Source organism: Candidatus Manganitrophus noduliformans, from assembly GCF_012184425.1.
Classification (GTDB): domain Bacteria; phylum Nitrospirota; class Nitrospiria; order SBBL01; family Manganitrophaceae; genus Manganitrophus; species Manganitrophus noduliformans.
This window is the reverse complement of sequence record NZ_VTOW01000004.1, coordinates 35,494-56,752: the sequence shown is the minus strand read 5'-3', so window position 1 is coordinate 56,752 and position 21,259 is coordinate 35,494. Positions and strand designations below refer to the sequence as shown.

The following is a 21,259-nucleotide window of genomic DNA, read 5'->3' as shown; positions in this document are numbered from 1 at the left end:
GAAAGCGCGGCCTTAATTGTGAGAACGGAGGGCCAGCCCGATCCCGCTCGAGAAGCGAGGGGCGATCGCCCGGATCGCGCCGACCGATTCCGTTCCGATGATCTCCGCAAGGGGATCATCAATTTCCATCTCGGCATCAAAATAACTTCCAAAATAATCGGAGAAGCCTGGAAGAAGCGCCCCTCCCCCCATCAAGATCACCTTTTTGAAGACCCCTTCCCGGAACTGAGCCCGGTAATAATCGATCGACCGCTGGATTTCTACGATAAACCGGTCGATTTCATTTTTGATGATCGCCTGCGGCCCCTCTTCCGCGCCGAGCCCTTTTTCGCGTTTCAGCTTTTCCGCCTCTTCATACGGGAGGCCCATTTCCCGTTCGAGTCGGCGTGTAATCTGCTCCCCCCCCATTTCCAATCGCCGGGTAAATCGCAGGACACCATCTTTCAAAATCGTCATATCGGTTTTCGCGGCGCCGATGTCGATATAGATGAAATTCCCCGTCAGCTCTTTCCCATAGCTCATCCGAATCGTATTCAGCAGAGAGAGGGGGTTCACATCGATGGCGACAATGTCGAGCCCCGCCCGCTGCATCATCGCCCACTGCTCGCGGAGGGTGCTCCTGTCCGCCACGACCAGAATCAAATCGTATCGCTTCGTTTCCCGCTCCTGACGCCCCCCTGCGATGATGAAATCGAGGATCATCTCCTCCATCGGAATGGAGACCAGCTTTTTCGCCTCCCACTTCACCGCCTCGGCAAGCTCCTCTTTCGGCATGGCGGGGAGGGTTAAATATCGAATCAGAGGCGCCTGGCCGGAAAAATTAATGACCGCCTTCGGCCGCTTTTTCTCTTTGATCAACTCGTCCAGCGCCGCGGTGATATTTTCCTGCCGAAACTCCTGCTCCATCGGAAGCTCTTTGAGTCCGATATCGAGCAGCTTTATTCCTTGCCGCGTCCGGCTGAGCCGGACCACCTTCACCGAGCTCGCCCCGATATCAATGGCCCAAAACGGCTTTCTAAATGGCAGCCATCCCATTAATTTCTCCCCCCTGCGTTCCCTGGCCCCCACCCGACCCCGGCATTTAACTCCTCCATGGCCATCTCGTAAGCGACCTTGTGTTTGAATCCTTTGCTTAAATATTTCCAGATAAATTTAATCTTGAGCAGATCCTGTTGGCTGTACTCCCGGGCTTCAAGGTCCCCCATCGGAATCCGTCTGGGTGTGACATATCCCTTCTGCTCCAAGTAGTAGAGCTTGTGTCTGGGAATATCGATCTTGTGTAAAACTTCCGATGTCTTCATCTGCCTATCGTTCTAAAAGGTGATGAATTTATTTTTCTAATGTTGCGCGAAAAATCATTGCTCAGATCAACGAAATTCCTCGCGGTACGATTCGGTGTTGGCTTCATTTAACGCGTTAAAATTAAATGCATTTAGATCCACCACCTGTGCTTGCGGCGGACTGGTCACGCCATTCTCATCGGTCACCGTGACGTTAAATGTGCTGCTCGTTCCGGAAGTCGGTACCGTTGAAAAGACCAGTTCGAAGTCCCCTCCCTCGGTCAACGGAATCCGATCCGCGGCGGAAGGGGAGGCAAACTGAACAGGGCCGGAGGTCGGACCGGAGGCAACCCAAGACTCGACCAGACTTCCAACCGAGTTCGTTACCAATGCGTAACCATCTTCCGCCCCTCCTCCCCATACCCAGCCGGATGGAACTGAGATCGAAACGCTCTGGGCCGGCGCGCAACCTTGATTCGTAATCGACCATGTCAATGGTTGGTTGGTGCTGGAAAGATTTGTTTCGGTGACATCGAGATTGATCACGTATCCGCCTACATCCTCCGTAGCTGAGACAACCGGACCGGTGCTGTTCCCGCCATTGCCGGTCGCAGAACCTGTGACAGAAAAGGTCGAACCGACCGCCCCTGTGACGGTCGCGGTCCAGGTAAATGTGCCGGAGCTATTGTTGGCGAGAGAGGCGATTGATGCGGGGGCCGGTCCGGTGAAGGCGCCGATCGTCGTAGTCCCCCCCCTCGTGAGAGCAGAGGGAACAATGTTGTTCACCGTCCCTCCTGTCACATTCGTCACCGTCATGACAAACGTCGCAACGTTTCCGGAAAAAAGGCAGATCGGTGTGATCGAAAAGCTTCCTGAAATAACGCCGATCGATACCGGGACGGAGGTCACGGTTTTAGACGTTCTCGTGCCGACACCGGCATAGGCCTGAAATGTGACTGTACCGGGGCCGGAGCCCGTCGTCGTGTAGCTCCAAACCATGGTTCCCGTGGCACCCGCATTAAGATTCAAGTTGGCCGGATTCGAAGTGGTATTAACCGCCACTGGAGTGGGCGGATTGTTGAAGTGAACATACTGTCGTGTCGGCGGCTTGGGGTTCGAGGTCACGCCTGTTAAGTTGGACGTCGACCGATTGGTCACGGTCATCGTTAGGTTAAACGTACCGCCCACAGGCACCGCCGTCGTAGACGGCACCAGGGTCATCAAGAGAGATTTAAGGGTCCAGAGCCCGACGCTCGTTCCGCTGCTTTTGGTGACCGTTGAATCCGACCTGGAAGGGGGCCAGCGGCTGGTCGAATCCTGAAAATACGCCCGGACATCCCGCAAGTCGTGGGTGACATCCGATGAATAACTCCCGGCGACGATGTTTAACGTAAATGTCTTTGACGTGGACGGTCCCACGGGACATCCGCCGATCGTGCAGACGATGGCATCGTTCGCCGTGTTCGCCCGGAAAGTAATTGAGGTCGTGGAGAAAGCGGTCCGGGTCCATCCCGCCGGGGCCGCGGTCGTGTTTGAGAAAACGGTCCCTCCGGTGGCGCTGGTCAGGCGAAACCGCATCTGGTAGATCCGCTGATCCACTTCTCCCCCCGTGCTGCTGTTCGTGATCTGAAACGTGATCGAAGCGGGATCTCCCATGGTAAACTCGACCGGGGTCGGCGCATTGGTCATGGTCGATGTGAAGTTGTAAGCCGCCTCGGCCGCGCTCTGCCCAAAGGAGAAAAATAAGCCTGCCGTCATCAGCATGATCAGCGTCACCTTTATTCGGGTTCTTTCTTCCATTACCGTTGCACTGTCTTGCGAACCGATCGGGCCGCGTTCCCCACTGCGGCCAGACTGACCGTTCCGGTAGAAATAATCTCCGCCTCAAAATCGGGGAGGGTCCCCTCCGCCAACAGCGGCGTCACCGGCCTGCCGTTGTTATGGACGGCGGAGGCGGTCCCATTCTGGCAGCGCGTTACGCCGGTGAGGGTCATCACACCTCCGGCGATCGTCGACCCTGTGTAACTGATCTCTTCCCCCTCGATGTCGACCGTTCCCGCGCCGAGAAACTTCGGATGAGCAGCCGCCGTGAATGATGCGGGGGCTGCGCAACTGTTGGCAAGCGCGACGGTGAGGGTCGTCACCGGATAAACCCGGTGGCCCCGCTCGTGGGCCGAAGCGGCGTTTGACACCCCGCCGACCGTCTGTCCCCGTAATATTCCGGTGAAGGTGTTTCCGGCAATCCCACTGTAGAAGACGAATTCTGCGTCCCCGGTGAGGTCCTCCTCGATCTGTAAAAATCCGCTTGTCGGGAACCGGTTTGTGGTATAAACGCGGATCGGCGCGGTCGAAGTGTCATTTGGGATGCGGGTTCTCAGCATCGTCGCCGGCAGGTTCACACTCACATTAAAAGACCCGGCTCCCAAATTCGTGGCCGGGATGAGGATCGGATCGACCGTGCTCCGATACCACTGAAGGTTCTGCGCCAGGAAGCGCTGGCTAAATTCGGTCCCTCCCTCCGCGACAAAAAAGGCTTGGTCCGATTTCACCTCGTTCATTGCGGAGAATCCCTGCGTGCCGACCAGCGAGACGACGGCAAGACCGAGGAAGCCGAAGACAACGATCAAGAAGACCGCCGCAATCAGGGCGATTCCCCGCTCCGTCTTTAATACCGAATAACCCATGCAGAAAATCCTTCTTCTACTGAAACCGCTCGATCCAATCGATCCGAGGCTGGCCCCCGCCGCCGGACCCGAACTCGACGACAAACCAGCCGATGTCGGCCGACGAATTGGTATTGCTTCGCTGCATCGTGATCTGATCCCCCGCCGGTGATAACGCCATCGTGACCGAGCCGACGCCGACATAGTCGGAATTGGAACCGTTGTTCGGAGCATACGGAGAGCGGCCCATGCTCTGTCCCGCCGCCGGCTGAACCGACGCGAAGGCAACGGAACGGGTCACGTCGACCGGGGTCGCCAAGTTGACGGTCTCCAGTGGATCGCTGTTGGGAAAGGTCTCGCTTCCGTGTTGAACGGTGGAGCCATCTCTTAGTTCGATCGCCTGCCAGGTGATCTCTTCGATTCTGGCGGTCCGCCTTGTGGCGCGATCGATGGTGATCGTGGTCGGGCCGGTCAATTGCGCCCGCAGCATCCGAGCTCCGACGATGTCGTCTTCGTCTTGGCCCCTCGACGTCCGATATCCCACCAGCACGAATGTCTTGCTGACATCGACTGCGATCGGAAGTGTCGCCGTAACGGTTTGAACAGTAGGCCCCCCTTGATTCATCGCCGTTGGACCGATGGTCCCCTTCTGGACGAAAATGTCGGCCGGGTTGGTAAACTCGATCACCTGCCACCAGATGGTATGGGTATTATCGGCATCCGTCGCCCGAAATTGAAGATTGGTCGGACTCGTCAGCTCCCCGAGAATCGGGTCATTGTTATCCCAAGTGACATGGTCCGGGTCGGGCGTTTTCGACCAGGTCACGAAGGCCTGACTTAAAGAGGACACCCCTGCAAAACCTTGTGCGGCGCCGACATTTACCACCGCGTTGCTTTGGGTAATGGAGCCGCGCTGCACGTTGACGCCGGAGGGGTACGCCACCACATACCACCGGATTGTGATCGGCCGAGAGGCGTTCGTCCTCTGTTGAAACCGGATCGTATTCGCATCGAGGATCTGGCCGCGGAGCATTGCGCCGGTCGGCTCATTGTGATTGTGACGGGTATTGAAAAGAAGAAAGGCGCGCGCCGGATCGACGGGAGTCGGTAACGGGATGTCCAGGGTCACGGTGTCCGAAGGATGACCCGAAATCGTGTTCTCGCCCGTTTGAACCGAGGGACCGCTGTTGGCCACACCCACTTCGATGACCCGTCGGCTGTTGCCGAATGCTCCGATGACCGTCCCGGTCGACCGGATCAAACATTGGTTCTGAGTCACCTGCGCGTTGTCTGCATGGGGGGCGGCCGTCGTTCCGTCCGCGCCCCGCTCGGCGCCGGTGAAGCAGGCCGGGGCGCCGCAGACCAGCGCGTCCGTGGACGTTCCGGCATAATCGATCGACTCCGCATCGATGCGGATGCGTCCGTGCGGCGCATAACCCGCGATGGAGTCGACCGGAATCGTCGCGGCGGAACTAGTGATCCCGCCGGCCTGATCGACAAGGGTGGACACCGGATTGTAGGCTGTCCCGACGGTGGTAAAGCTTCCCGCTCCCAGCGCCGTCGGAACGGCGTTGGTCAGCCCGGCGCAGGGGGTTCCCGTTTCGAACTGATACCGGGCCATCTGCATCCCCCCCGCGGCGATGAAAAAGGCCTGATCCGACTTTACCTCGTTCATCGCAGAGAATCCCTGCGTGCCGACCAGCGAGACAACAGTAACACCGAGAAAGCCGAAAACGACAATCAGAAAAACCGCCGCGATCAGCGCGATTCCCCGTTCCGTTTCCAGAATTAAAAAGTGGCTCATACGAAATTCCTTGGATGAACCCGAACCCGATACGCCTGCGATTCGCTGTTCTTTGTGACGGTCAGATCGATTTGAATGCTCCAAACCTGCGTTGCCAGGGTTGCCGGGGTTGACCCGTCTTGCTGAAAGTATGAAAAATTCAAGACAACCGTATCGCCCGCGGCCAATGCCGTTCCGTTTCGTGTAATGGTGTTGCCGGCCGCCGTGGTATAAGCGATGGCACTCCCATTCAAGTCTACAAAACTGAGCGTTCCTGCATTGCAGCAGCCTGGGAGATCGGCGGCGGTTCGGCTTCGCGCCATCCGGATCTCGCGCGCCATTCTCTCGACGGCCAGCCGTCCCTGGTTATTCAGATCGGCGCGAACCTCGCCGGAAGTGAATATTCTCGCCCCTTCCATCAACGGAACGGCGGCGACGGCCGAAACAATTCCCAAAAGGACGATGACCAGGACCAGTTCGACCAGGGTAAAACCGGCCTCGCCCCGCGCGGCACGATTGGCAAAGTTGAAACCTGGAACGGGCACTACCTTTCCGCTCGGTCTCGGTGTTGCGCCAGTTTTACCGTCCGGCAGGCGATCCTTCACCCATCCCTCCGCTTCTCTTCAGTAATTCGTCAAGAGCGTTACTGCAGTTACATTTCCAATAACAGCGTTTGTGATCGTTACATCGACCCTTTTGAAATCGGTCGCCGCGCCGCAACTGTTGAGATTCGTTGCCGGCACAAAACAAACCGCGCGAGCGCAGGTAAATCCCGCCGGCATCGGCACAACGCAGGCACCTGACGCTATCGGACCAAAACCGGCCGCCCGCTTCTGAGCGATTGTTTGGTCAAGCTCCGCCTGGGCCAAAGCGATCGCCTGCTGTGTGATCACCGGGTTGGCGCTTCCGCTGACACTTTGAGTCAACGGAATTAAGATTCCACCGGCAAGACCGATGACCATGATAAAAATCACAATCTCGATCAACGTAAACCCTCGTTCTTGGGCAAAGCCCTGGTAGAGCATAGGGTATATAGGCCTTTTCAAGGAATACTCACACTTCCCGTTTCCGGCTGAACAGCTACCGTTATGGGAACCCCTCCCCCCGAGACGATCACTGTCCCTCCTGCCGTCGGCACCCCGAGTGTATTAAAGTGGACAAAGGTACCGGCGAAGCTCCCCCCCGAGATCGTCACCCCCGCGTAGCTTCCGGCATTGAGGGTCACCGAGAGATTCGCGCCGGGGTTGGCCGGGTCGATTGCATACTCCCCCGGATCAACGCCCCAGTTCCCGTTCCCGTTCGCATCATTCACCACCGCATACCCGTTTGCAGGGGCGGGAGCGGTGTTGAAGTAAACCCGGTGCGGCAGGTTGCGGGTCATGGCGAGACTTTGGGCATAGGCGATGTCCGATTGAAGCTTCCGGGCCGTCGCCGACGCCCTCGTTCCCGCCATATTTCCCAACCGCGGAATTGCCACCACGGCCAAGATGCCAAGGAGAACTAAGACGATGACCACCTCAACTAAGGTGAAGCCTCGCTGATGCACAAGGAATACTCCTTGTTTTGAGGAGGTAGAGATCACCCTAATAAGGCGGAGATTTCCCCCTCCAGCACGTTCCTCCCTGCTTACCGCCGGAAGACTTAGTTGATCCCAACCCCCATAAAAGTCGCCGTGACAGCCGGGGCAGTACCATCTTTAGTAACCGTACAGGTTGCTGTTGCACCGGGTGCAATTGCCCCTGCCGTCACGGTGTAACCAGCCATTGCTCCCCCGAGAAGGAGCGTCTCCGCATCATCGCAATTATCCACTGCAGCTCCTAATGCGTTATTTGCCGTGCGGGCGGCAAAATTCGTTGCCATAGCCGAACCCATTGCACCAGCAACACCATTGGTTGCAGCCTGATTTGCTTCGTTCGAAAGATTGGTAAATTGGGGAATCGCCACCGCCGCCATAATTCCCAAGATCACGATCACCATAACCAGTTCAATGAGTGTAAAACCCTTTTCATTTCGAAGCGTCTTCATTGTTTCTTTCCTCCTTTTTTAGGTGCATGGTGTTCATCAAAATTCCGTTTTTCTTTTTTCCTGCTTTTTACTACATCGTGTTTTTATCTTCGTGTTGTTACCAGCTTTCATATCCCTCTGTACTGGATGCCACCTGGCCCGTCACCGGATCGTACCGGTAATGATTTCCAAAAGGATCCAGCAGATTCCCTTCAGTATCTACAGATTGTGCAATTAAATATTCCCTTGAAATAATTTTATCGTTCACCGGCAAAATATATTTTTCACGGACGAGGCTCTTTAAATCGGTCGGGTAATGCCGCTGAAGCGCTTGGTAAAGTACAATCCCGCTTCGAATATTGACCAACCCAGTCTTTAACGTCACTTCTTTCGCCTCCAGCGCCAATTTTTGATAATACGGCATCGCGATGCCGATCAAACCGCCGACCATTATGCAGACACACAGCGTCTCTAAACTCGTGAACCCTTTTTGATTAGGTCTCAACATGGGGCCGATAAAAACAACTATCTGCCTCCTTTAAACACATTGATCAGGTTCCACCAAGGCATAAAGATTGCCAACGCTAAAAAGACAACAACGACGCCGATCACCGCCAGCAGCAGCGGCTCCAGGCTGCTCGAAAGATTTTTGATCGCATATTCCACATCTCGATCGTAATATTCCGAGACTTTCATCATCATCTCTTCCATCTTGCCGCTCTCTTCACCGACGGCGACCATCTGAATGACAATCGGCGGAAAAACCTTGCTGACCTTCATTGGCTGGACGATTCCGCGGCCCTGTCGAGCCGAATCGCGGATATTGTCGACGACGCGTCCTATCACCACATTTCCCACCGTCTCTGAAACGATCTCCAACGTCTGTAAAATTGGGAGACCGGAGCGGGTCAAAGTACCGAAGACCCGAGCAAAACGGGAAAGGGCCGTCTTAGTGAAGATGGGTCCGAAGACCGGAAGCTTCAACTTAAAGCCGTCCCACCAAAGCCGCCCTTGGGGGGTATTGATATATTTTCGAAATCCCCAAAATGACCCGATGGCCGCCGCAAGAATCAAGAGTCCATGTCGGTGAACGATGTTATTAAGCCCGATCATCAACTGTGTCGGGAGAGGCAGTGCGACGTTATAATTGGCGTACAGAGCGGAAAATTTCGGAATAACGAAAGAGACTAAAATAACAAATGCGACAACAAGGGCAATCAGAACAATTTTTGGATAGCGCGTCGCCGCTTTGATCCGAGCGCGGGTTTCTGCGTCATGCTCCGCCAGCATCGCCAGGCGGTTGAGAACTTCATCCAGCACACCGCCGGTCTCTCCCGCTTTGACCATGCTGACATACATCTGGGAGAAAACCTTCGGATGTTTCGCCAATGCATCGGCGAAAGTGCTTCCTCCCTCCACCTCCTTCTGGACCTGGCCGATCACTTTCTTCAGCTTCGGGTTCTCCGTCTGCTCCTCCAGCGCATTGAAACTCGCCATGAAGGGAATCCCGGCGCCGATCAGCGTCGCCAACTGCCGGGAGAAGATGATCAAATCCTCGGAAGAGATCCTCTCGAATTGCGGAAGAAGCTCGGTCAGAGAAATGCCCGGCTTTTCTTCCTCGATCGCAACGGGGATGTAGCCGAGACTGTCGAGATGGCCGGCGACCGCCTCTTTGCCGTGGGTCTCGAACGTCCCCATAAAAAGGGCGCCGTATTTGTCTCTCGCTTTGTACCGAAAAGTGGGCATGTCCTTCCCTATACCTGCGGTGATCCCATCGCACAGTTTTGCAAGTCATATGCCTTTGGGGTATGCTTGAAAGAAGTTGTGAAAATACCATAAAAGTCATGCGGTTAACGGCTTGATTTGAAGAAAGGAAGGACGTTAGAAGTTTAAACTTATGTAGGCCTCCACCCAACCGGGCCGTTTTTTGTCAGGAAAAATCCGCATGGATTGTGGTTCAAAGAGGGGAAGTCTTTAGGTGAGGTCGCCGTCGAATTCCTGGGTGACGCGGAAAACCTCTTCCACGCTCGTCATTCCCTGGACCGCCTTGAAAAGGCCTTCGACGCGAAGCGATTTAAATTTCATGTTCGCCGCATATTTGCGGATCTCGCTGGAAGAGGCGCGCGTCACGACGAGCTGGCGGATCGGATCGTCGGCCATCAGCAGCTCATAAATGGCGATCCGCCCGGAGTACCCGCTCCCCCGGCAGTCGGGACATCCCTCGCCCCGGGCAAAGGTGATCTCCCGCTTCCCGTTCACAAGGTGGGTGAGACCGAGATCGTTTAAAAGCTGGGGGGTGGCGGCGTAGGACTTCTTGCAGGCACTGCAGACTTTTCGAACCAGCCGCTGCGCCGCAATGCCAATCAACGAGGAGGCGATGAGGAACGGCTCGACCCCCATGTCGACCAGCCGGGCGATGGCGCCGGCCGCATCGTTGGTATGAAGGGTCGATAAGACGAGATGGCCTGTGAGGGCCGCCTGAATGGCGATGGTGGCGGTTTCCCGGTCCCGAATCTCCCCGACCATCACGATATCGGGGTCTTGCCGCAAAATCGAGCGAAGCCCGTTGGCGAAGGTCACGCCTACTTTCGTATTCACCGGTACCTGATTGATCAGCTTGATCTGATACTCCACCGGATCTTCAATTGTCACGATGTTTCTTTCAACCGAGCTGAGCTGTTTGAGGGCCGAATAGATCGTCGTCGTTTTGCCGCTGCCGGTCGGTCCCGTCACCAGGACCAGACCATACGGGCGGCGGATCATTTTCTCGAAAACTTGGAGCCCCTCGGTTGAAAAACCCAGATCGGAAAGTGAGAGGAGCAGCTTCGATTTGTCGAGCAGCCGCATCACGATCTTCTCGCCGAAGAGGGTCGGGAGAGTTGAGAGACGGATATCGATGTCGCGATCTCCCACCTTCATCTGGATGCGCCCATCCTGAGGAACCCGCTTCTCGGCGATGTCGAGATCGGCCATAATCTTGATCCGGGAAGCGACCCCCGACTGAAGATTGCGCGGGGCGGTCATCACCTCCCGGAGCAGCCCGTCACGCCGGAACCGGATGCGGAGCACCTCGCCGTCGGGCTCGATGTGAATGTCGCTTGAACCTTCTTTGATCGCCTGCGTGATCATCGTATTGACGAACTTGACGACCGGCGTGTCTTCAGCCAACTTGGAGAGCTCGATGACAGCGTCCCCTTCTTCGGCCACCCCGAATCCCTGACGGTCGGCTTCCCGCGCCGCCTCCTCCAAGGAGCCCGCGCCGGAGTAGTAGCGGTCGATCGCCCTCATTACATCCGATTCTTTGCTCATCACCGGCTCGATCTCGCAGCCGGCGGTCCGCTTCACATCGTCGATCGCAAAGACGTTCAAGGGATCGGCCATCGCCAAGGTCAGGATGGAGCCTTTTTTGTAAAGAGGGATGATCTGATGACGTCGGGCCAGCATCTCCGGAACGATCAGGATGGTCTCCGGCTCGACGATGATGCCGGAAAGATCGACATACTGAATCCCCATCTGCTTCCCGAGAACTTTGATGATATCGTCCTCGGTGACAAGGCCCAGGCTCTTGAGGACCACGCCAATCCGGCCGCCGTGTGTCTTCTGCTCGGCGAGCGCGCGCTTCAGCTGCTCGTTCGAAAGGAGTCCCTCGGCGATCAACATTTCGCCGAGCATCTTTCTTTTCTGCTGCGGTTGCGGCATGGTTGGCTCTTTTTTCAGATGGGTAGGGGCGTATTGCAATACGCCCCTACTATAACAGCCGTCGGACATTTGTCAAGAAAAGGCGCGTGAAACACGGCTAAATTGATTTTTAGACAGGGCTGTGGTAAATTCCGGTTTTGCTCAACCAGGATGAGGATCGATGGGAAAGTTTTTTTATTACCTCGGCAGAGTCGTTCAGGCGACGGGATTGCTTTTGATCCTAAATGTCTTGATCGTCTCCGGGCTTGAGAACGGCAGCATGGGATTTCTATTCAAGTTCACGGTGCTGGGGATGGGAATCTTTATGGTGGGGTGGTTCATCCAGCAGTATTCTTGAACGGAATGAACTTTCGAACAAAGGCCCACTGCACTTCCTTCCAAAATTGGCAGTAAGTCCGCTCGCCCCGAAGAATCCCCAAATAGAGATCGACGGCCCCCGGATGAAGGCGGATCGCCTCCAGGTAGAGGCCGGGGAAAGCATAGATCCACTTCGCCATCCGCGCCGCCCGCTCGAAGTCGGGATAAAAGGTCTCCCGAACGGCCCGGTCGTAAGAGGTCGCCTCACCGCGGCCGGCAAAGGCGGCGCCGATCGCTTCGGCCGCCATCTGTCCGCTGCGGACCGCATAAAAAATTCCTTCTCCGAAGAGCGGATCGACCAACCCGCCCGCATCCCCGATGAGGAGCACCCTTCCCTTTACCAGTGGGGGGGCAGCGCTCCGATAGATCGGGATCGTGCAGCCGTTCGGCGGGACCGAACCCGCTTCGGAAGAGAGCGGGTGCCGTCCAAGAAAATCGGAATAAAGCGCCTGCGGCTTTGGGACCTTTCCCTTAAAATCGGCCACCCCGATCGCCGCCCCGTTCTCCTTTGGAAAGATCCAACCGTATCCCCGCGGAACCGCAAGATCGATCCAGACCGCTTCCTCCTTGTTCCGGAGGGGAACCTCCGTTTCCAGGGCGAAGGCAAGGTGTTTCTTCCAATCGGGATGGAGCTTCCGGGCCACGCGGCCGGCCGCGCCGTCGGCGCCCATCAAAAACGAAGCGGTATCGGGGCCCCGGCGGCTTTGCACCTCCACCCCCTCCGGCGTCTCGCGCCAATCGCGCACCGGGCAATTCTCGACGATCTCGGCCCCCGCCTTTCGCGCTTTCTCGGCAAGGTAGGCGTCGAATCGATCACGACGCACCAGATAGGCGACCGGCTCAGCGGAAGAACCCGACACCTCTTTTTTTCGGAGAAGAAAAACGACTTTTCGGACTTCCCGCTCGACGATCTCTTTCAGGTCGGCGTCCAGGTAGGGAAGGAGGCGAGCGGAGAGGCCCCCCCCGCACGATTTATGTCTTGGGTGAGCGGCCTTCTCCAGTAGAAGGACCGAACGCCCCTGCCGCGCGAGGGCCGTTGCCGCCGCAGATCCCGCGGGGCCGGCGCCGATGATAATGACGTCGTAATGCATGTTCATTCCAGACGACAATAAGGTCGCCCTTGCAGCTTCGCTCTATTCTTCGTCTTTTAACTGGAGAATTTTGACCTTCATTTGAAGCGGCGCGCCGTCCCGGATGACCCGGACAAGGACCGTCTTTCCAATGGGGGTTTCCGCCACAATCGCGGGGAGATCATGCATCTGGGTGACCTTTTTCCCGTCGAACTCCACAATGACATCCCCCCGGACAATCCCCCCCTGCTCGGCCGGGCTCTCCTTCATCACCTCGGAGACCAACGCCCCCTGGTCGTCGTCGAGTTTGAACGCCTTCGCCAGATCGGTGGTCAGCTGCTGAATCATCACCCCCAGCCATCCGCGGGTCACCTTTCCCTCCTTCTCCAGGGCCGGAAGGATTTTTCGGACCATATTGATCGGAATGGCGAAGCCGATCCCTTGCGCGGAGGCGCCGACCGCCGCGTTGACGCCGATCACCTCCCCCCGGATGTTGAAGAGCGGACCGCCGGAATTGCCGGCGTTGATCGCCGCATCGGTTTGGATGTAGCTGTCATACGGGCCGGTGCCGAGAGCGCGGCCGATTCCGCTGACCACCCCCACCGTGACCGTCTCCTCGAGACCGAAGGCGTTTCCAAGCGCCACGACCCACTCGCCGATGTCGAGTTGGTCGGAATCTCCCAAGACGACGGAGGTGAAAGGACCACCCCCCTCGATTCGGAGGATCGCGATATCGGTTTTTGCATCCTTCCCGATCACCCGCGCCGGGAACTCCCGCCGGTCGGAGGTTCGGACGAGAATTTCCTCGGCCGGACGATTGCCCGGCGCGATGATGTGATAGTTGGTGAGAATCAAGCCGGATGAATCGATAAAGAAGCCGGTCCCCAAACTCCCCTCCCGGATCTCCTGTTTGAGCCGGTCGCCGGGGAGGGAGAAAAAATCTTTGAGCGGTCCCCCCCCCTCCCGGGCCAGCTTCGCGGATCGGATGCTGACGACCGCCGCCCGCTCTTTATGGACCAGTTCCGCAAAGGTATAGTTTCGGGAGGTTTCCTCCGCATGCAGAGGAGAGATCACGAAAAGGATAAAAGATAAAAGAGGGAACAATCGCAGCATGCGTCACCGTCATAAGAGAAAAAATGGAGGAGAGACCGGGCCGATCGCCCTACTGCCCGATCGACCAGCCGATGCCGATCTGGGTAAAAAATGAAGTGAGCCGGGTCAATGAGTTCGTGAAGATGAGGAGGCCGACCGCCACCAGGAAAACGCCGCTGGTCGCGGAGATCCATGGCATGTACCGGGACGTTTTCCTGGAATAGGCCAGAAACGATTGAACCCCGATGGAGGAAAGAAAGAGGGGAAGGCCGAGTCCGAACGAATAGGCCGTCAGCAGCGTGACCCCGGTGGCCACCGATCCCGACGCGCTGGCGTAGAGAAGAATCGACCCGAGGATCGGGCCGACGCACGGCGTCCATCCAGCGCCGAAAGCGATCCCGACAAAAAACGAGCCGAGATAACCGGCCGGCTTGCTTTGAAAATGGAACCGGGCGTCCCGCATCAGCAGCGAGGGTTTGATGAGACCCATAATGTAGAGACCGAAGAAGACGATCAGAAGCCCGCCGATCTGCCGAATGACCGACTGATACATCAGAAAGAACCGGCTGATCAGCGTCGCCGAGGCCCCTAGGAGAATGAAAATCGTTGAGAACCCCCCGATGAACATCAGGGAATTTTTAATCGCCACCTCGCGGGCGCGCGCCTTTCCTTCGGGCGAGGTCAACTCTTCCAGGGAGAGTCCGGTGATGTAGGAGATATAAGAAGGAACCACCGGCAAGACACAGGGGGAAACGAATGAAAGAAACCCCGCCGAAAAAGCGATAAAGTGTGAAATGTTTTCCGCTCCCTGCATTTTACCTTAACCCTTCACCTGCACCAGCTTTTCGATGACGCTTCGGCTCTCCTTGTTATTCCAATCTTTTGCGCCGAGAAACCGCTGCACGACCACCCCTTTCCGGTCCACCAGGATGCTCGTCGGAACAACACGGACCTGAAACCGGTCGTTCACCTCGAACTGGTCGTCCATCAACACCGGAAAGGTGAATCCGAAATCTTCCACAAAGAGCCGGACCGGCGGCTCTCCCATCGTATCGATGGAAACGGCCAACATCTCGAAATCGTCCCGGGAATAACTTCGGTAGAGCGCCTCCATCGACGGCATCTCCATCTTGCATGGGCCGCACCAGGTCGCCCAGAAATTGATCAGGACGACCTTTCCCCGATACTGCGAGAGCGACGTCATCCCGCCCCGGAGATTTTTGACCATGAAGTCGGGGGCGAGCGACCCCGCTTCGACGCCGATGGAAAGCGGCCCCGCTTCTCCTCTCTCTTTCTGAGAACAAGCCATCAGCAGTGGAAGAAGGAAAAAGATCGCCAGCGTTCTCTTGATCATCTGCGTATGACATCCGTCGTCGGGCCTTCAAAGAAGGCCCGGCCTCTTTCGATTATTATACTGCCTTCTCAGCCGGTCGCCCAGGGACGATCTAGAACAGCGGCGCGCGGCCCGATCGGAGATCCTGCAGGGCCTTCTTGACGAATTCGGCGCTTTCGGTCTGTGGGGGGATATATTTATACGCCTCGGTCCAGGCCTCGTCCGCCTCTGTGTATCGCTCCAGGTGAATCAGCACCACCCCCTTCGCCCAGAGAACCGACGCGTCTTGAGGAACATTGATCAGCGCCGTGTCGAGGTGGTCGAGCGCCTCCTGGTAGACCGCGCGATTGCCCGGATCGGCGGTGCGGATCAGGACCTCGGCGAGTCCATAATGGGCGGCGTGGCTGCGCCGGTCGAGCTCGATCGCCTTCCGCCACGCCTTTTCGGCATCTTCCCATCGCTCCAGCGCCACATACGATCGGCCCGCCATCAATTGCCCTTGAAGGTCATTCGGGTTGTTCTTCAGCCGCTCTTCCAGGCGCGCCACCATCTCCGCCGGATTGATCGGGGGCATCGTCGCCGCCCCCTCCGCCCCGGCCTCGGCGAACTGTTGCCGCTCCAATTTCCACTGGACGAGCTGATGCATGCCGACCGCGCCGGCGATGATCACCGTCCCCAGAAAGCCGATGAAAACGGGGCCGGCGCCGCTCGGCGACGAACGAGATTTCTTGTTTTTCGGCGGGACGAGACCGATCCCAACCAGCGCATCGAGTCGATCGAGGATCTGGATCAGCCGATGTTCGTGCCCGAGCTTCTGCCGATGGTAGTCGGCTTCAGCGACTTTGGACTGAGCATAATCGAGTTCCAGATCGGAAAGGGTGCGCAGAAGGCTTTCTTTCTCGATCTGAAGATTGATCCGTTCTTCATCCAGTGCAGCCTCATCGCCGACGATCAACGCCGTTTTAGAGCGTTGCCACATCGGGAAAAGAAGAACCAGGATGACCGCCAACAACATCAGACCGGCGGCAATGGGTAACATATGCTTACTCCTTCAGTAATCGCATCATTATTTGTCCGGCTCCAGAGCGCGGATCTCCTGCTCAATCCGCCGCCGGCTTTTCTCGTCGATGGGCGAGAGGTCCTCCGGCGACGCCGGCGACGTCTCAGCCACCCACTTCCGCAGAGTGCGAAACAAAAAGACCCCCCCGACGGCCAGAAGAAGAAAGGGCCCGATCCAAAGAAGCAGATTGAGGCCGAGCGCCCGGGGCTTCAGCAAAATAAAATCGCCGTACCGGCTGACGAAATAGGCCCGGATCTCATCGGGCGACTCCCCCTGGATCAGGCGCTCGCGGACGATCTCTTTCATCTGGAGGGCGAGCTCCGCATTCGACTCCCAGACCGACTCCGATTGGCAAACGGCGCAGCGGAGGGTTTTCGCCACCTCTTTCACGCGGACTTGAAGCTGATCTTCAGTGAGGGTTTGCGCCGTCGAAAGAGAGGTAAAAAGAAGGAGGAAAATGGGAACCAAAACAAAAGGCTTCATCATGACGTCGTTGCCGTTCCATTTAATAAAGGCTCGATCAGCCCTTCCACCAGGAAGGTGTAGGTTTCTCCGACAATCGGGCCGATCTGTTTATGCCGGATCACGCCGTTCTGGTCGATGACGAAGGTCTCCGGAACCCCATACACCCCGTAGTCGATGGAGATCCTCCCCTTCAGATCACGGACATGCTCGAAATTATTTCCATGCTCCTGCAGATACTGCCGGGCGAGGTCTTCTTTGTCTTGATAATTCACCCCCAGCATCACGAAATTCGGGTTCTCACCGAAGCGCTTCTGAATGGCGAGAAGGTTTTGATGTTCGAGCTTACACTCCAAACACCAAGAGGCCCAAAAATTGAGAACCACGACCTTGCCGCGGAATTGGGAGAGGGTCACCTCCCTCGGCTGATAGAGATCGGGCGCCGTAATCTCCGGCGCAGCTGTTCCGACGATCACGGGAGGGATGAAGGAAGGGTTGCCCCACAGACCCTTGTAGAAGAGAATAATCAAGCCGAAAATGCCGACGAGGAGCGCAATCTGCCAGCCGCGGACGCCAGCCGAAGGCGATTTGTTTTCAGCCATCTCTTTCATACTTCTTTCCTCCCCGGCCGGACGGCATTCAGGAAACTCTGCCATCGATTCGACCGATGTTGCAACACCTCTTCCCGCGCCTGCCGCGGCAGAGAGACCGCCCCTTCGGGCGCCGCCGCCTGGGGACGCGCCGCAGTTACTTTCAGCCGGGTCTTTCTCAATATGTTCAAGATCACCCCGATCCCCATGATTCCCCCGCCGTACCAGACCCAGAGGACCAGGGGGTTGTGCAGCGCCCGCACCCGCGCCCAGGTTCCGTCGGGAGAGACCTCCGGGATCGTCACGAACACATGCCCCATCAGGACTTGGTGAATCGCCGTTTCGGTGGTCGGCGTCTGCGAGACGGTATAAAACCGTTTTTGAGGACGGAGCTGCGCGATCAGGGCCTCCCCCTTGTAGACATTGAAGAGTCCCTCCTGGGCCTCCCAATTGACCCCTTGGGCGCCGTACAACCGGATCAATTTAAGCCGATAGGAACCAAGCCCGACCTCATCCCCCGGCTTCATGATCAAAATCTTCTCGGTCTGGTAGATGGTCGAGAAAATGATGCCGATGATCATGACGAGCACGCCGATATGGGTCAGGATGCCGGAGAGGCGTCTCGGATTCTTTTTGTACGCGGTGAGAAATCCCTGCAAACGACCGACCTGTTCCCGCTTCGCCCAAAAGGAGGAGATCTTCGCAAAATCGCGGAAAATCGCCACGGCGACGAAACAGACCACCGTTAATCCGGCCAAGGCGTAACTGTGCCGAATGCCGACGGCCAGGAAGAAGACCAACCCTCCCAAGGCGACCAGGCTCGGCATCAGGAAGAGATCCTTCAGATTCTGGGCCGACGCCTTCCGCCATGGAATATACGGTCCGATCCCCATCAGAAAAACAAGGCCGAGCGCCACCGGCATGAAGACGGTATTGTAATAGGGGGGCCCGACCGAGACCTTCTTGAACTGCAGCGCCTCGACCAGAAGGGGATAGAGGGTCCCGACGAAGACGGTGATCAGCGCCACCAGGAAGAAAAGATTATTGAAGAGGAAGACCGCCTCCCGCGAGATGACCGAATCCATCTCGATCTGGCTTTTCAGCTTGGCTGAACGCAAAATGAGGGTTCCGAAGGAAAGGAGGAGCATGAATGCGACAAAACCGAGGATAAAAAGACCCCGGCCCGGGTCGGTGGCGAACGAATGAACCGAGGAGAGGATGCCGCTTCGGACCAGGAAGGTCCCGATCAGCGAGAGGGAGAAGGCGAGGATGATCAGAAAAAGGTTCCAGACCTTGAACATCTTTCTCGTCTCCTGAACCATCACCGAATGAAGGAAGGCGGTGGCGACAAGCCACGGCATAAAGGCGGCATTTTCGACCGGGTCCCATCCCCAATAACCTCCCCAGCCGAGCTCATAATAGGCCCAGTAGCCTCCCATCAAAATCCCGATCGTCAAGAAGAGCCACGCCGCCAAAGTCCATTTTTGCGTCGCCTTGATCCACTCCTCCCCCAAACGCCCGGAGAAGAGGGCGGCCATCGCGAAGGAGAAGGGGATCGAGAGGCCGACATAACCGAGATAGAGGAAGGGGGGATGGAGCACCATCGCCGGATCTTGCAGAAGGGGGTTCAAATCTTTGCCGTCGGCGGGGACCGGGAAGATCCGCTCGAAAGGATTCGAGAGAAAGAGGGTCAGAAGGAGGAAACCGGTTAAGACGACCGATTCAATTGAAATAAGATAAGGCATGACCGCCGGCTGTGTTTTCCAGTGAATGTGAACCGCCATCATGCAGAAGAGGGCGAGAACCCATGCCCAAAGGAGGAGGGAGCCTTCGTGGCCGCCCCAGAGGCCGGCGATTTTGTAAAAGATCGACAACTTGGTGTTGGAGGTGGCGTAGACATACTTCACCGAATAATCGTGGGTGAGGTAGGCGTAGATCATTGCCAGCATGCCGACCGAGATCAGAACGAAGTTCAGCGTGACCGCCTGGCGGCCGACCTCCACCCAGACGGCGTCCCGCCGCTTCAACCCGACAATCGGGGAGACAATTCCGAGGACCGCGAGAACCAGGGCGGTAATGACGGCGAAATGGCCGAGCTCAATGATCATTGATTTGGACCTCCGATTTTGCTGGCCCCCGGCCCCTTTCGGGGCGACGCATGCGCCGCCCTACTCGACCTTGAGGGTTTTAAAGAAATCCTTCTTCGGGAGCTCCGCCCCCGCATTCTTCATTTCGACCGGCATATAATCTTCAGAGTGCTTCGCCATGATCATATGGGAATGAAACGTCCGATCGGCATCCCAAAAACCTTCCACCACCGCCCCCTGGCCTTCTTTAAAGAGATCGGGCGGCACCCCTTCGAAGGCCACCGGGATAGTCTGGGCCCCGTCGCTTAGGTCAAAGGTGAGCCGCAAGGTATTCGGAACCACCTTGAGGCTATCCTTCACCACCATCCCGGCGACCCGAACCTTCTTTCCGTAATGTTCGGGTGTAAAGGCAACCACCTCCGACGGGGTGACAAAATAGATCAGGTTCTTTCCGAAACTCCCAAAACCCAAGTAGCCGACCCCGGCCAAAACGATCAGGGCGCTGATAATGATGGCTGTTTTTCTACCCGACTTCAAGGGGCTCCTCCGGTTGATAGACCTTTTCCTCTTTAATCTGAATATATAACATTGCGACCCTTCGTTCCATATTAAAAAGAAAAAGACCCATCGGAATCAACGACGCCAAATAGGCCGCCGTAATAAAACCGTAATTCGGGACCAGAGAAATTTTATCCGCTTCAAAAATTTGGGTGGTCGAATTCCACTTTCCTTCGACGACCAGGGTTTTTAAATCCCTCAGGTTTTCCGACTCTTCACCGATGTACCGGACCGAAAATTTGGTCCCCTCTCCGGAGAGTTGGAAGGCGACCGGCCCCCCTTCTCCCTCCTTCACAATGCTGGCCGCCTCCACCATCCCTAAAACACGGACCGCTTGGGCCGGCTGCTCACGAAGAAGGCGATCCGGGGAGATGGAGGTGACATCTCGATTATAACGCTGAATTCCAAGGACCCCGATGATCGCCGTGATGATCAGGACCCCTCCCCACCGGATGTAAAACCGCTTCATTGTCTGGTGGCCGCTCCTTCTTCTAAATGATCGGTTCTCATACATGAACCTTACTGAGCATCCGCCCTCGTTTGGCTTCGAGCAGGCGCTCAAGATAGAGCATTTGCGTCCGGACCATCAGCATGTAGGTGAAGAGGAGATAAAAACCGATCGACATCAGAAGCAGCGGGATAAGCATATCGGAGGCGATGCTGACCCCTCTCGTCGAAATCGAGAGGGGTTGGTGTAATGTCCGCCACCATTCGACGGAAAAATGGATGATCGGAAGGTCGATGAAGCCGACAATGGCGAGGATGGCGCCGTAAGTTGCTTCTTTTTCTTTATCCTCCAAGAAGGTTCGAAGCATCAGGTACCCGACGAGGATTAAGAGCATGATCGTGAAGGAGATCAGCCGGGGATCCCAGGTCCACCAGGTATTCCAGGTCGGCTTTGCCCAGATCGAGCCGGTAATGAGGGCGATCAGGGTAAAGAAAACGCCGATGCCGGCGGCCGCATGAGACATGTTATCGACAATCGGATCGCGCTTCCAGAGATACCAAATGCTGCCGCCGAAGAGGACCGTATAAGCAAACATGGCGCTCTGGGCGGCCGGGACATGGATATACATAATGCGGACCACCTCGCCCTGATAATAATCGGGGGAGGAGGTCACCAGCCCCATATAAAGGCCGACCATGATGAGAAGTCCGGCGGCAACGCCGAACCACCCTTCATACCGTTGAAGCCTGGCGATAAGACGACTGATCACCATC

General features: G+C 56.8%; 24 protein-coding genes. 1 reads left to right on the top strand and 23 read right to left on the bottom strand.

The genetic code is table 11. From position 1 onward, the window contains the following. Positions 1 to 12: 12 nt before the first annotated feature. The 12 genes from pilM to gspE form a co-directional block, all read right to left on the bottom strand. Entirely contained in the window at positions 13 to 1,035 is a 1,023-nt protein-coding gene (pilM, locus tag MNODULE_RS18585; RefSeq protein ID WP_168062675.1) for a type IV pilus assembly protein PilM, read from the bottom strand. Further along, positions 1,035 to 1,301 carry a MerR family transcriptional regulator gene (locus MNODULE_RS18580; protein WP_168062674.1) on the bottom strand — a complete coding sequence of 89 codons (267 nt, stop codon included), beginning with the start codon at positions 1,299 to 1,301 and terminating at the stop codon, positions 1,035 to 1,037. Before MNODULE_RS18580 ends, pilM begins: the two co-directional genes overlap by 1 nt. 66 nt (positions 1,302 to 1,367) lie before the next feature. Beyond that, positions 1,368 to 3,044, bottom strand: a complete 1,677-nt coding sequence (locus tag MNODULE_RS18575) for a COG1361 family protein (protein ID WP_168062673.1) — start codon at positions 3,042 to 3,044, stop codon at positions 1,368 to 1,370. A gap of 35 nt (positions 3,045 to 3,079) precedes the next feature. Then, positions 3,080 to 3,964, bottom strand: coding sequence for a hypothetical protein (locus MNODULE_RS18570; protein WP_168062672.1), 885 nt, complete (start codon positions 3,962 to 3,964; stop codon positions 3,080 to 3,082). Between the two features lie 16 nt (positions 3,965 to 3,980). Next, positions 3,981 to 5,747 carry a hypothetical protein gene (locus MNODULE_RS18565; RefSeq protein WP_168062671.1) on the bottom strand — a complete coding sequence of 589 codons (1,767 nt, stop codon included), beginning with the start codon at positions 5,745 to 5,747 and terminating at the stop codon, positions 3,981 to 3,983. Beyond that, complete coding sequence (locus MNODULE_RS18560) at positions 5,744 to 6,331, bottom strand: prepilin-type N-terminal cleavage/methylation domain-containing protein (RefSeq protein WP_168062670.1); 588 nt, start codon at positions 6,329 to 6,331, stop codon at positions 5,744 to 5,746. The genes MNODULE_RS18565 and MNODULE_RS18560 overlap by 4 nt, the downstream gene beginning before the upstream one ends. 18 nt (positions 6,332 to 6,349) lie before the next feature. Then, positions 6,350 to 6,712, bottom strand: coding sequence for a hypothetical protein (locus tag MNODULE_RS18555; protein ID WP_168062669.1), 363 nt, complete (start codon positions 6,710 to 6,712; stop codon positions 6,350 to 6,352). Positions 6,713 to 6,768: 56 nt separating this feature from the next. Further along, entirely contained in the window at positions 6,769 to 7,272 is a 504-nt protein-coding gene (locus tag MNODULE_RS18550; RefSeq protein ID WP_168062668.1) for a GspH/FimT family pseudopilin, read from the bottom strand. 95 nt (positions 7,273 to 7,367) lie between these two features. Further along, positions 7,368 to 7,751, bottom strand: a complete 384-nt coding sequence (locus MNODULE_RS25120) for a type IV pilin protein (RefSeq protein WP_168062667.1) — start codon at positions 7,749 to 7,751, stop codon at positions 7,368 to 7,370. 97 nt (positions 7,752 to 7,848) lie between these two features. Further along, positions 7,849 to 8,181, bottom strand: coding sequence for a hypothetical protein (locus MNODULE_RS18540; protein WP_168062666.1), 333 nt, complete (start codon positions 8,179 to 8,181; stop codon positions 7,849 to 7,851). 74 nt (positions 8,182 to 8,255) lie between these two features. Further along, positions 8,256 to 9,476 (bottom strand): type II secretion system F family protein, encoded by a 1,221-nt coding sequence (locus tag MNODULE_RS18535; protein WP_168062665.1) that lies wholly within the window; start codon positions 9,474 to 9,476, stop codon positions 8,256 to 8,258. A 228-nt stretch (positions 9,477 to 9,704) separates the two neighbouring features. Then, a complete protein-coding gene (gspE, locus tag MNODULE_RS18530; protein ID WP_168062664.1) occupies positions 9,705 to 11,429 on the bottom strand; it encodes a type II secretion system ATPase GspE in 1,725 nt (574 codons plus the stop codon). Between the two features lie 160 nt (positions 11,430 to 11,589). Here gspE and MNODULE_RS18525 point away from each other — a divergent pair, with 160 nt between their 5' ends. Further along, a complete protein-coding gene (locus tag MNODULE_RS18525) occupies positions 11,590 to 11,766 on the top strand; it encodes a hypothetical protein (RefSeq protein WP_168062663.1) in 177 nt (58 codons plus the stop codon). Here MNODULE_RS18525 and MNODULE_RS18520 read toward each other — a convergent pair. The 11 genes from MNODULE_RS18520 to ccmC form a co-directional block, all read right to left on the bottom strand. After that, a complete protein-coding gene (locus MNODULE_RS18520; RefSeq protein ID WP_168062662.1) occupies positions 11,747 to 12,877 on the bottom strand; it encodes a geranylgeranyl reductase family protein in 1,131 nt (376 codons plus the stop codon). The two genes, MNODULE_RS18525 and MNODULE_RS18520, sit on opposite strands and share 20 nt — an antisense overlap. Before the next feature lie 42 nt (positions 12,878 to 12,919). Then, positions 12,920 to 13,969, bottom strand: a complete 1,050-nt coding sequence (locus MNODULE_RS18515; protein WP_168062661.1) for a trypsin-like peptidase domain-containing protein — start codon at positions 13,967 to 13,969, stop codon at positions 12,920 to 12,922. A gap of 49 nt (positions 13,970 to 14,018) precedes the next feature. Next, positions 14,019 to 14,762 (bottom strand): cytochrome c biogenesis CcdA family protein, encoded by a 744-nt coding sequence (locus MNODULE_RS18510; RefSeq protein ID WP_168062660.1) that lies wholly within the window; start codon positions 14,760 to 14,762, stop codon positions 14,019 to 14,021. A gap of 6 nt (positions 14,763 to 14,768) precedes the next feature. Further along, positions 14,769 to 15,302, bottom strand: coding sequence for a TlpA disulfide reductase family protein (locus MNODULE_RS18505; protein WP_168062659.1), 534 nt, complete (start codon positions 15,300 to 15,302; stop codon positions 14,769 to 14,771). 91 nt (positions 15,303 to 15,393) lie between these two features. Then, complete coding sequence (locus MNODULE_RS18500) at positions 15,394 to 16,320, bottom strand: TPR domain-containing protein (protein WP_168062658.1); 927 nt, start codon at positions 16,318 to 16,320, stop codon at positions 15,394 to 15,396. 27 nt (positions 16,321 to 16,347) lie between these two features. Beyond that, a complete protein-coding gene (locus MNODULE_RS18495) occupies positions 16,348 to 16,827 on the bottom strand; it encodes a cytochrome c-type biogenesis protein (RefSeq protein WP_168062657.1) in 480 nt (159 codons plus the stop codon). Then, positions 16,824 to 17,414, bottom strand: coding sequence for a redoxin domain-containing protein (locus MNODULE_RS18490; RefSeq protein WP_168062656.1), 591 nt, complete (start codon positions 17,412 to 17,414; stop codon positions 16,824 to 16,826). Before MNODULE_RS18490 ends, MNODULE_RS18495 begins: the two co-directional genes overlap by 4 nt. Next, positions 17,411 to 19,501, bottom strand: a complete 2,091-nt coding sequence (locus MNODULE_RS18485) for a heme lyase CcmF/NrfE family subunit (protein WP_168062655.1) — start codon at positions 19,499 to 19,501, stop codon at positions 17,411 to 17,413. The genes MNODULE_RS18490 and MNODULE_RS18485 overlap by 4 nt, the downstream gene beginning before the upstream one ends. A 60-nt stretch (positions 19,502 to 19,561) precedes the next feature. Next, complete coding sequence (locus MNODULE_RS18480; RefSeq protein WP_168062654.1) at positions 19,562 to 20,017, bottom strand: cytochrome c maturation protein CcmE; 456 nt, start codon at positions 20,015 to 20,017, stop codon at positions 19,562 to 19,564. Next, complete coding sequence (locus tag MNODULE_RS18475) at positions 20,004 to 20,507, bottom strand: cytochrome c maturation protein CcmE domain-containing protein (protein ID WP_168062653.1); 504 nt, start codon at positions 20,505 to 20,507, stop codon at positions 20,004 to 20,006. The genes MNODULE_RS18480 and MNODULE_RS18475 overlap by 14 nt, the downstream gene beginning before the upstream one ends. Before the next feature lie 37 nt (positions 20,508 to 20,544). Then, positions 20,545 to 21,258, bottom strand: a complete 714-nt coding sequence (gene ccmC, locus MNODULE_RS18470) for a heme ABC transporter permease CcmC (protein ID WP_168062652.1) — start codon at positions 21,256 to 21,258, stop codon at positions 20,545 to 20,547. Position 21,259: the final 1 nt, after the last annotated feature.

What these genes read in the sequence shown, in the direction of transcription:
- MNODULE_RS18535 (WP_168062665.1), bottom strand. Translation starts at nt 9,476, where the DNA reads ATGCCCACTTTTCGGTACAAAGCGAGAGACAAATACGGCGCCCTTTTT.
- MNODULE_RS18475 (WP_168062653.1), bottom strand. Translation starts at nt 20,507, where the DNA reads ATGAAGCGGTTTTACATCCGGTGGGGAGGGGTCCTGATCATCACGGCG.
- MNODULE_RS18580 (WP_168062674.1), bottom strand. Translation starts at nt 1,301, where the DNA reads ATGAAGACATCGGAAGTTTTACACAAGATCGATATTCCCAGACACAAG.
- MNODULE_RS18510 (WP_168062660.1), bottom strand. Translation starts at nt 14,762, where the DNA reads ATGCAGGGAGCGGAAAACATTTCACACTTTATCGCTTTTTCGGCGGGG.
- MNODULE_RS18515 (WP_168062661.1), bottom strand. Translation starts at nt 13,969, where the DNA reads ATGCTGCGATTGTTCCCTCTTTTATCTTTTATCCTTTTCGTGATCTCT.
- MNODULE_RS18570 (WP_168062672.1), bottom strand. Translation starts at nt 3,964, where the DNA reads ATGGGTTATTCGGTATTAAAGACGGAGCGGGGAATCGCCCTGATTGCG.
- MNODULE_RS18565 (WP_168062671.1), bottom strand. Translation starts at nt 5,747, where the DNA reads ATGAGCCACTTTTTAATTCTGGAAACGGAACGGGGAATCGCGCTGATC.
- MNODULE_RS18525 (WP_168062663.1), top strand. Translation starts at nt 11,590, where the DNA reads ATGGGAAAGTTTTTTTATTACCTCGGCAGAGTCGTTCAGGCGACGGGA.
- MNODULE_RS18495 (WP_168062657.1), bottom strand. Translation starts at nt 16,827, where the DNA reads ATGATGAAGCCTTTTGTTTTGGTTCCCATTTTCCTCCTTCTTTTTACC.
- MNODULE_RS18575 (WP_168062673.1), bottom strand. Translation starts at nt 3,044, where the DNA reads ATGCTGATGACGGCAGGCTTATTTTTCTCCTTTGGGCAGAGCGCGGCC.
- MNODULE_RS18490 (WP_168062656.1), bottom strand. Translation starts at nt 17,414, where the DNA reads ATGAAAGAGATGGCTGAAAACAAATCGCCTTCGGCTGGCGTCCGCGGC.
- gspE (WP_168062664.1), bottom strand. Translation starts at nt 11,429, where the DNA reads ATGCCGCAACCGCAGCAGAAAAGAAAGATGCTCGGCGAAATGTTGATC.
- MNODULE_RS25120 (WP_168062667.1), bottom strand. Translation starts at nt 7,751, where the DNA reads ATGAAGACGCTTCGAAATGAAAAGGGTTTTACACTCATTGAACTGGTT.
- MNODULE_RS18485 (WP_168062655.1), bottom strand. Translation starts at nt 19,501, where the DNA reads ATGATCATTGAGCTCGGCCATTTCGCCGTCATTACCGCCCTGGTTCTC.
- MNODULE_RS18540 (WP_168062666.1), bottom strand. Translation starts at nt 8,181, where the DNA reads ATGGTCGGCGGTTTGATCGGCATCGCGATGCCGTATTATCAAAAATTG.
- pilM (WP_168062675.1), bottom strand. Translation starts at nt 1,035, where the DNA reads ATGGGATGGCTGCCATTTAGAAAGCCGTTTTGGGCCATTGATATCGGG.
- MNODULE_RS18520 (WP_168062662.1), bottom strand. Translation starts at nt 12,877, where the DNA reads ATGCATTACGACGTCATTATCATCGGCGCCGGCCCCGCGGGATCTGCG.
- ccmC (WP_168062652.1), bottom strand. Translation starts at nt 21,258, where the DNA reads ATGGTGATCAGTCGTCTTATCGCCAGGCTTCAACGGTATGAAGGGTGG.
- MNODULE_RS18500 (WP_168062658.1), bottom strand. Translation starts at nt 16,320, where the DNA reads ATGTTACCCATTGCCGCCGGTCTGATGTTGTTGGCGGTCATCCTGGTT.
- MNODULE_RS18505 (WP_168062659.1), bottom strand. Translation starts at nt 15,302, where the DNA reads ATGATCAAGAGAACGCTGGCGATCTTTTTCCTTCTTCCACTGCTGATG.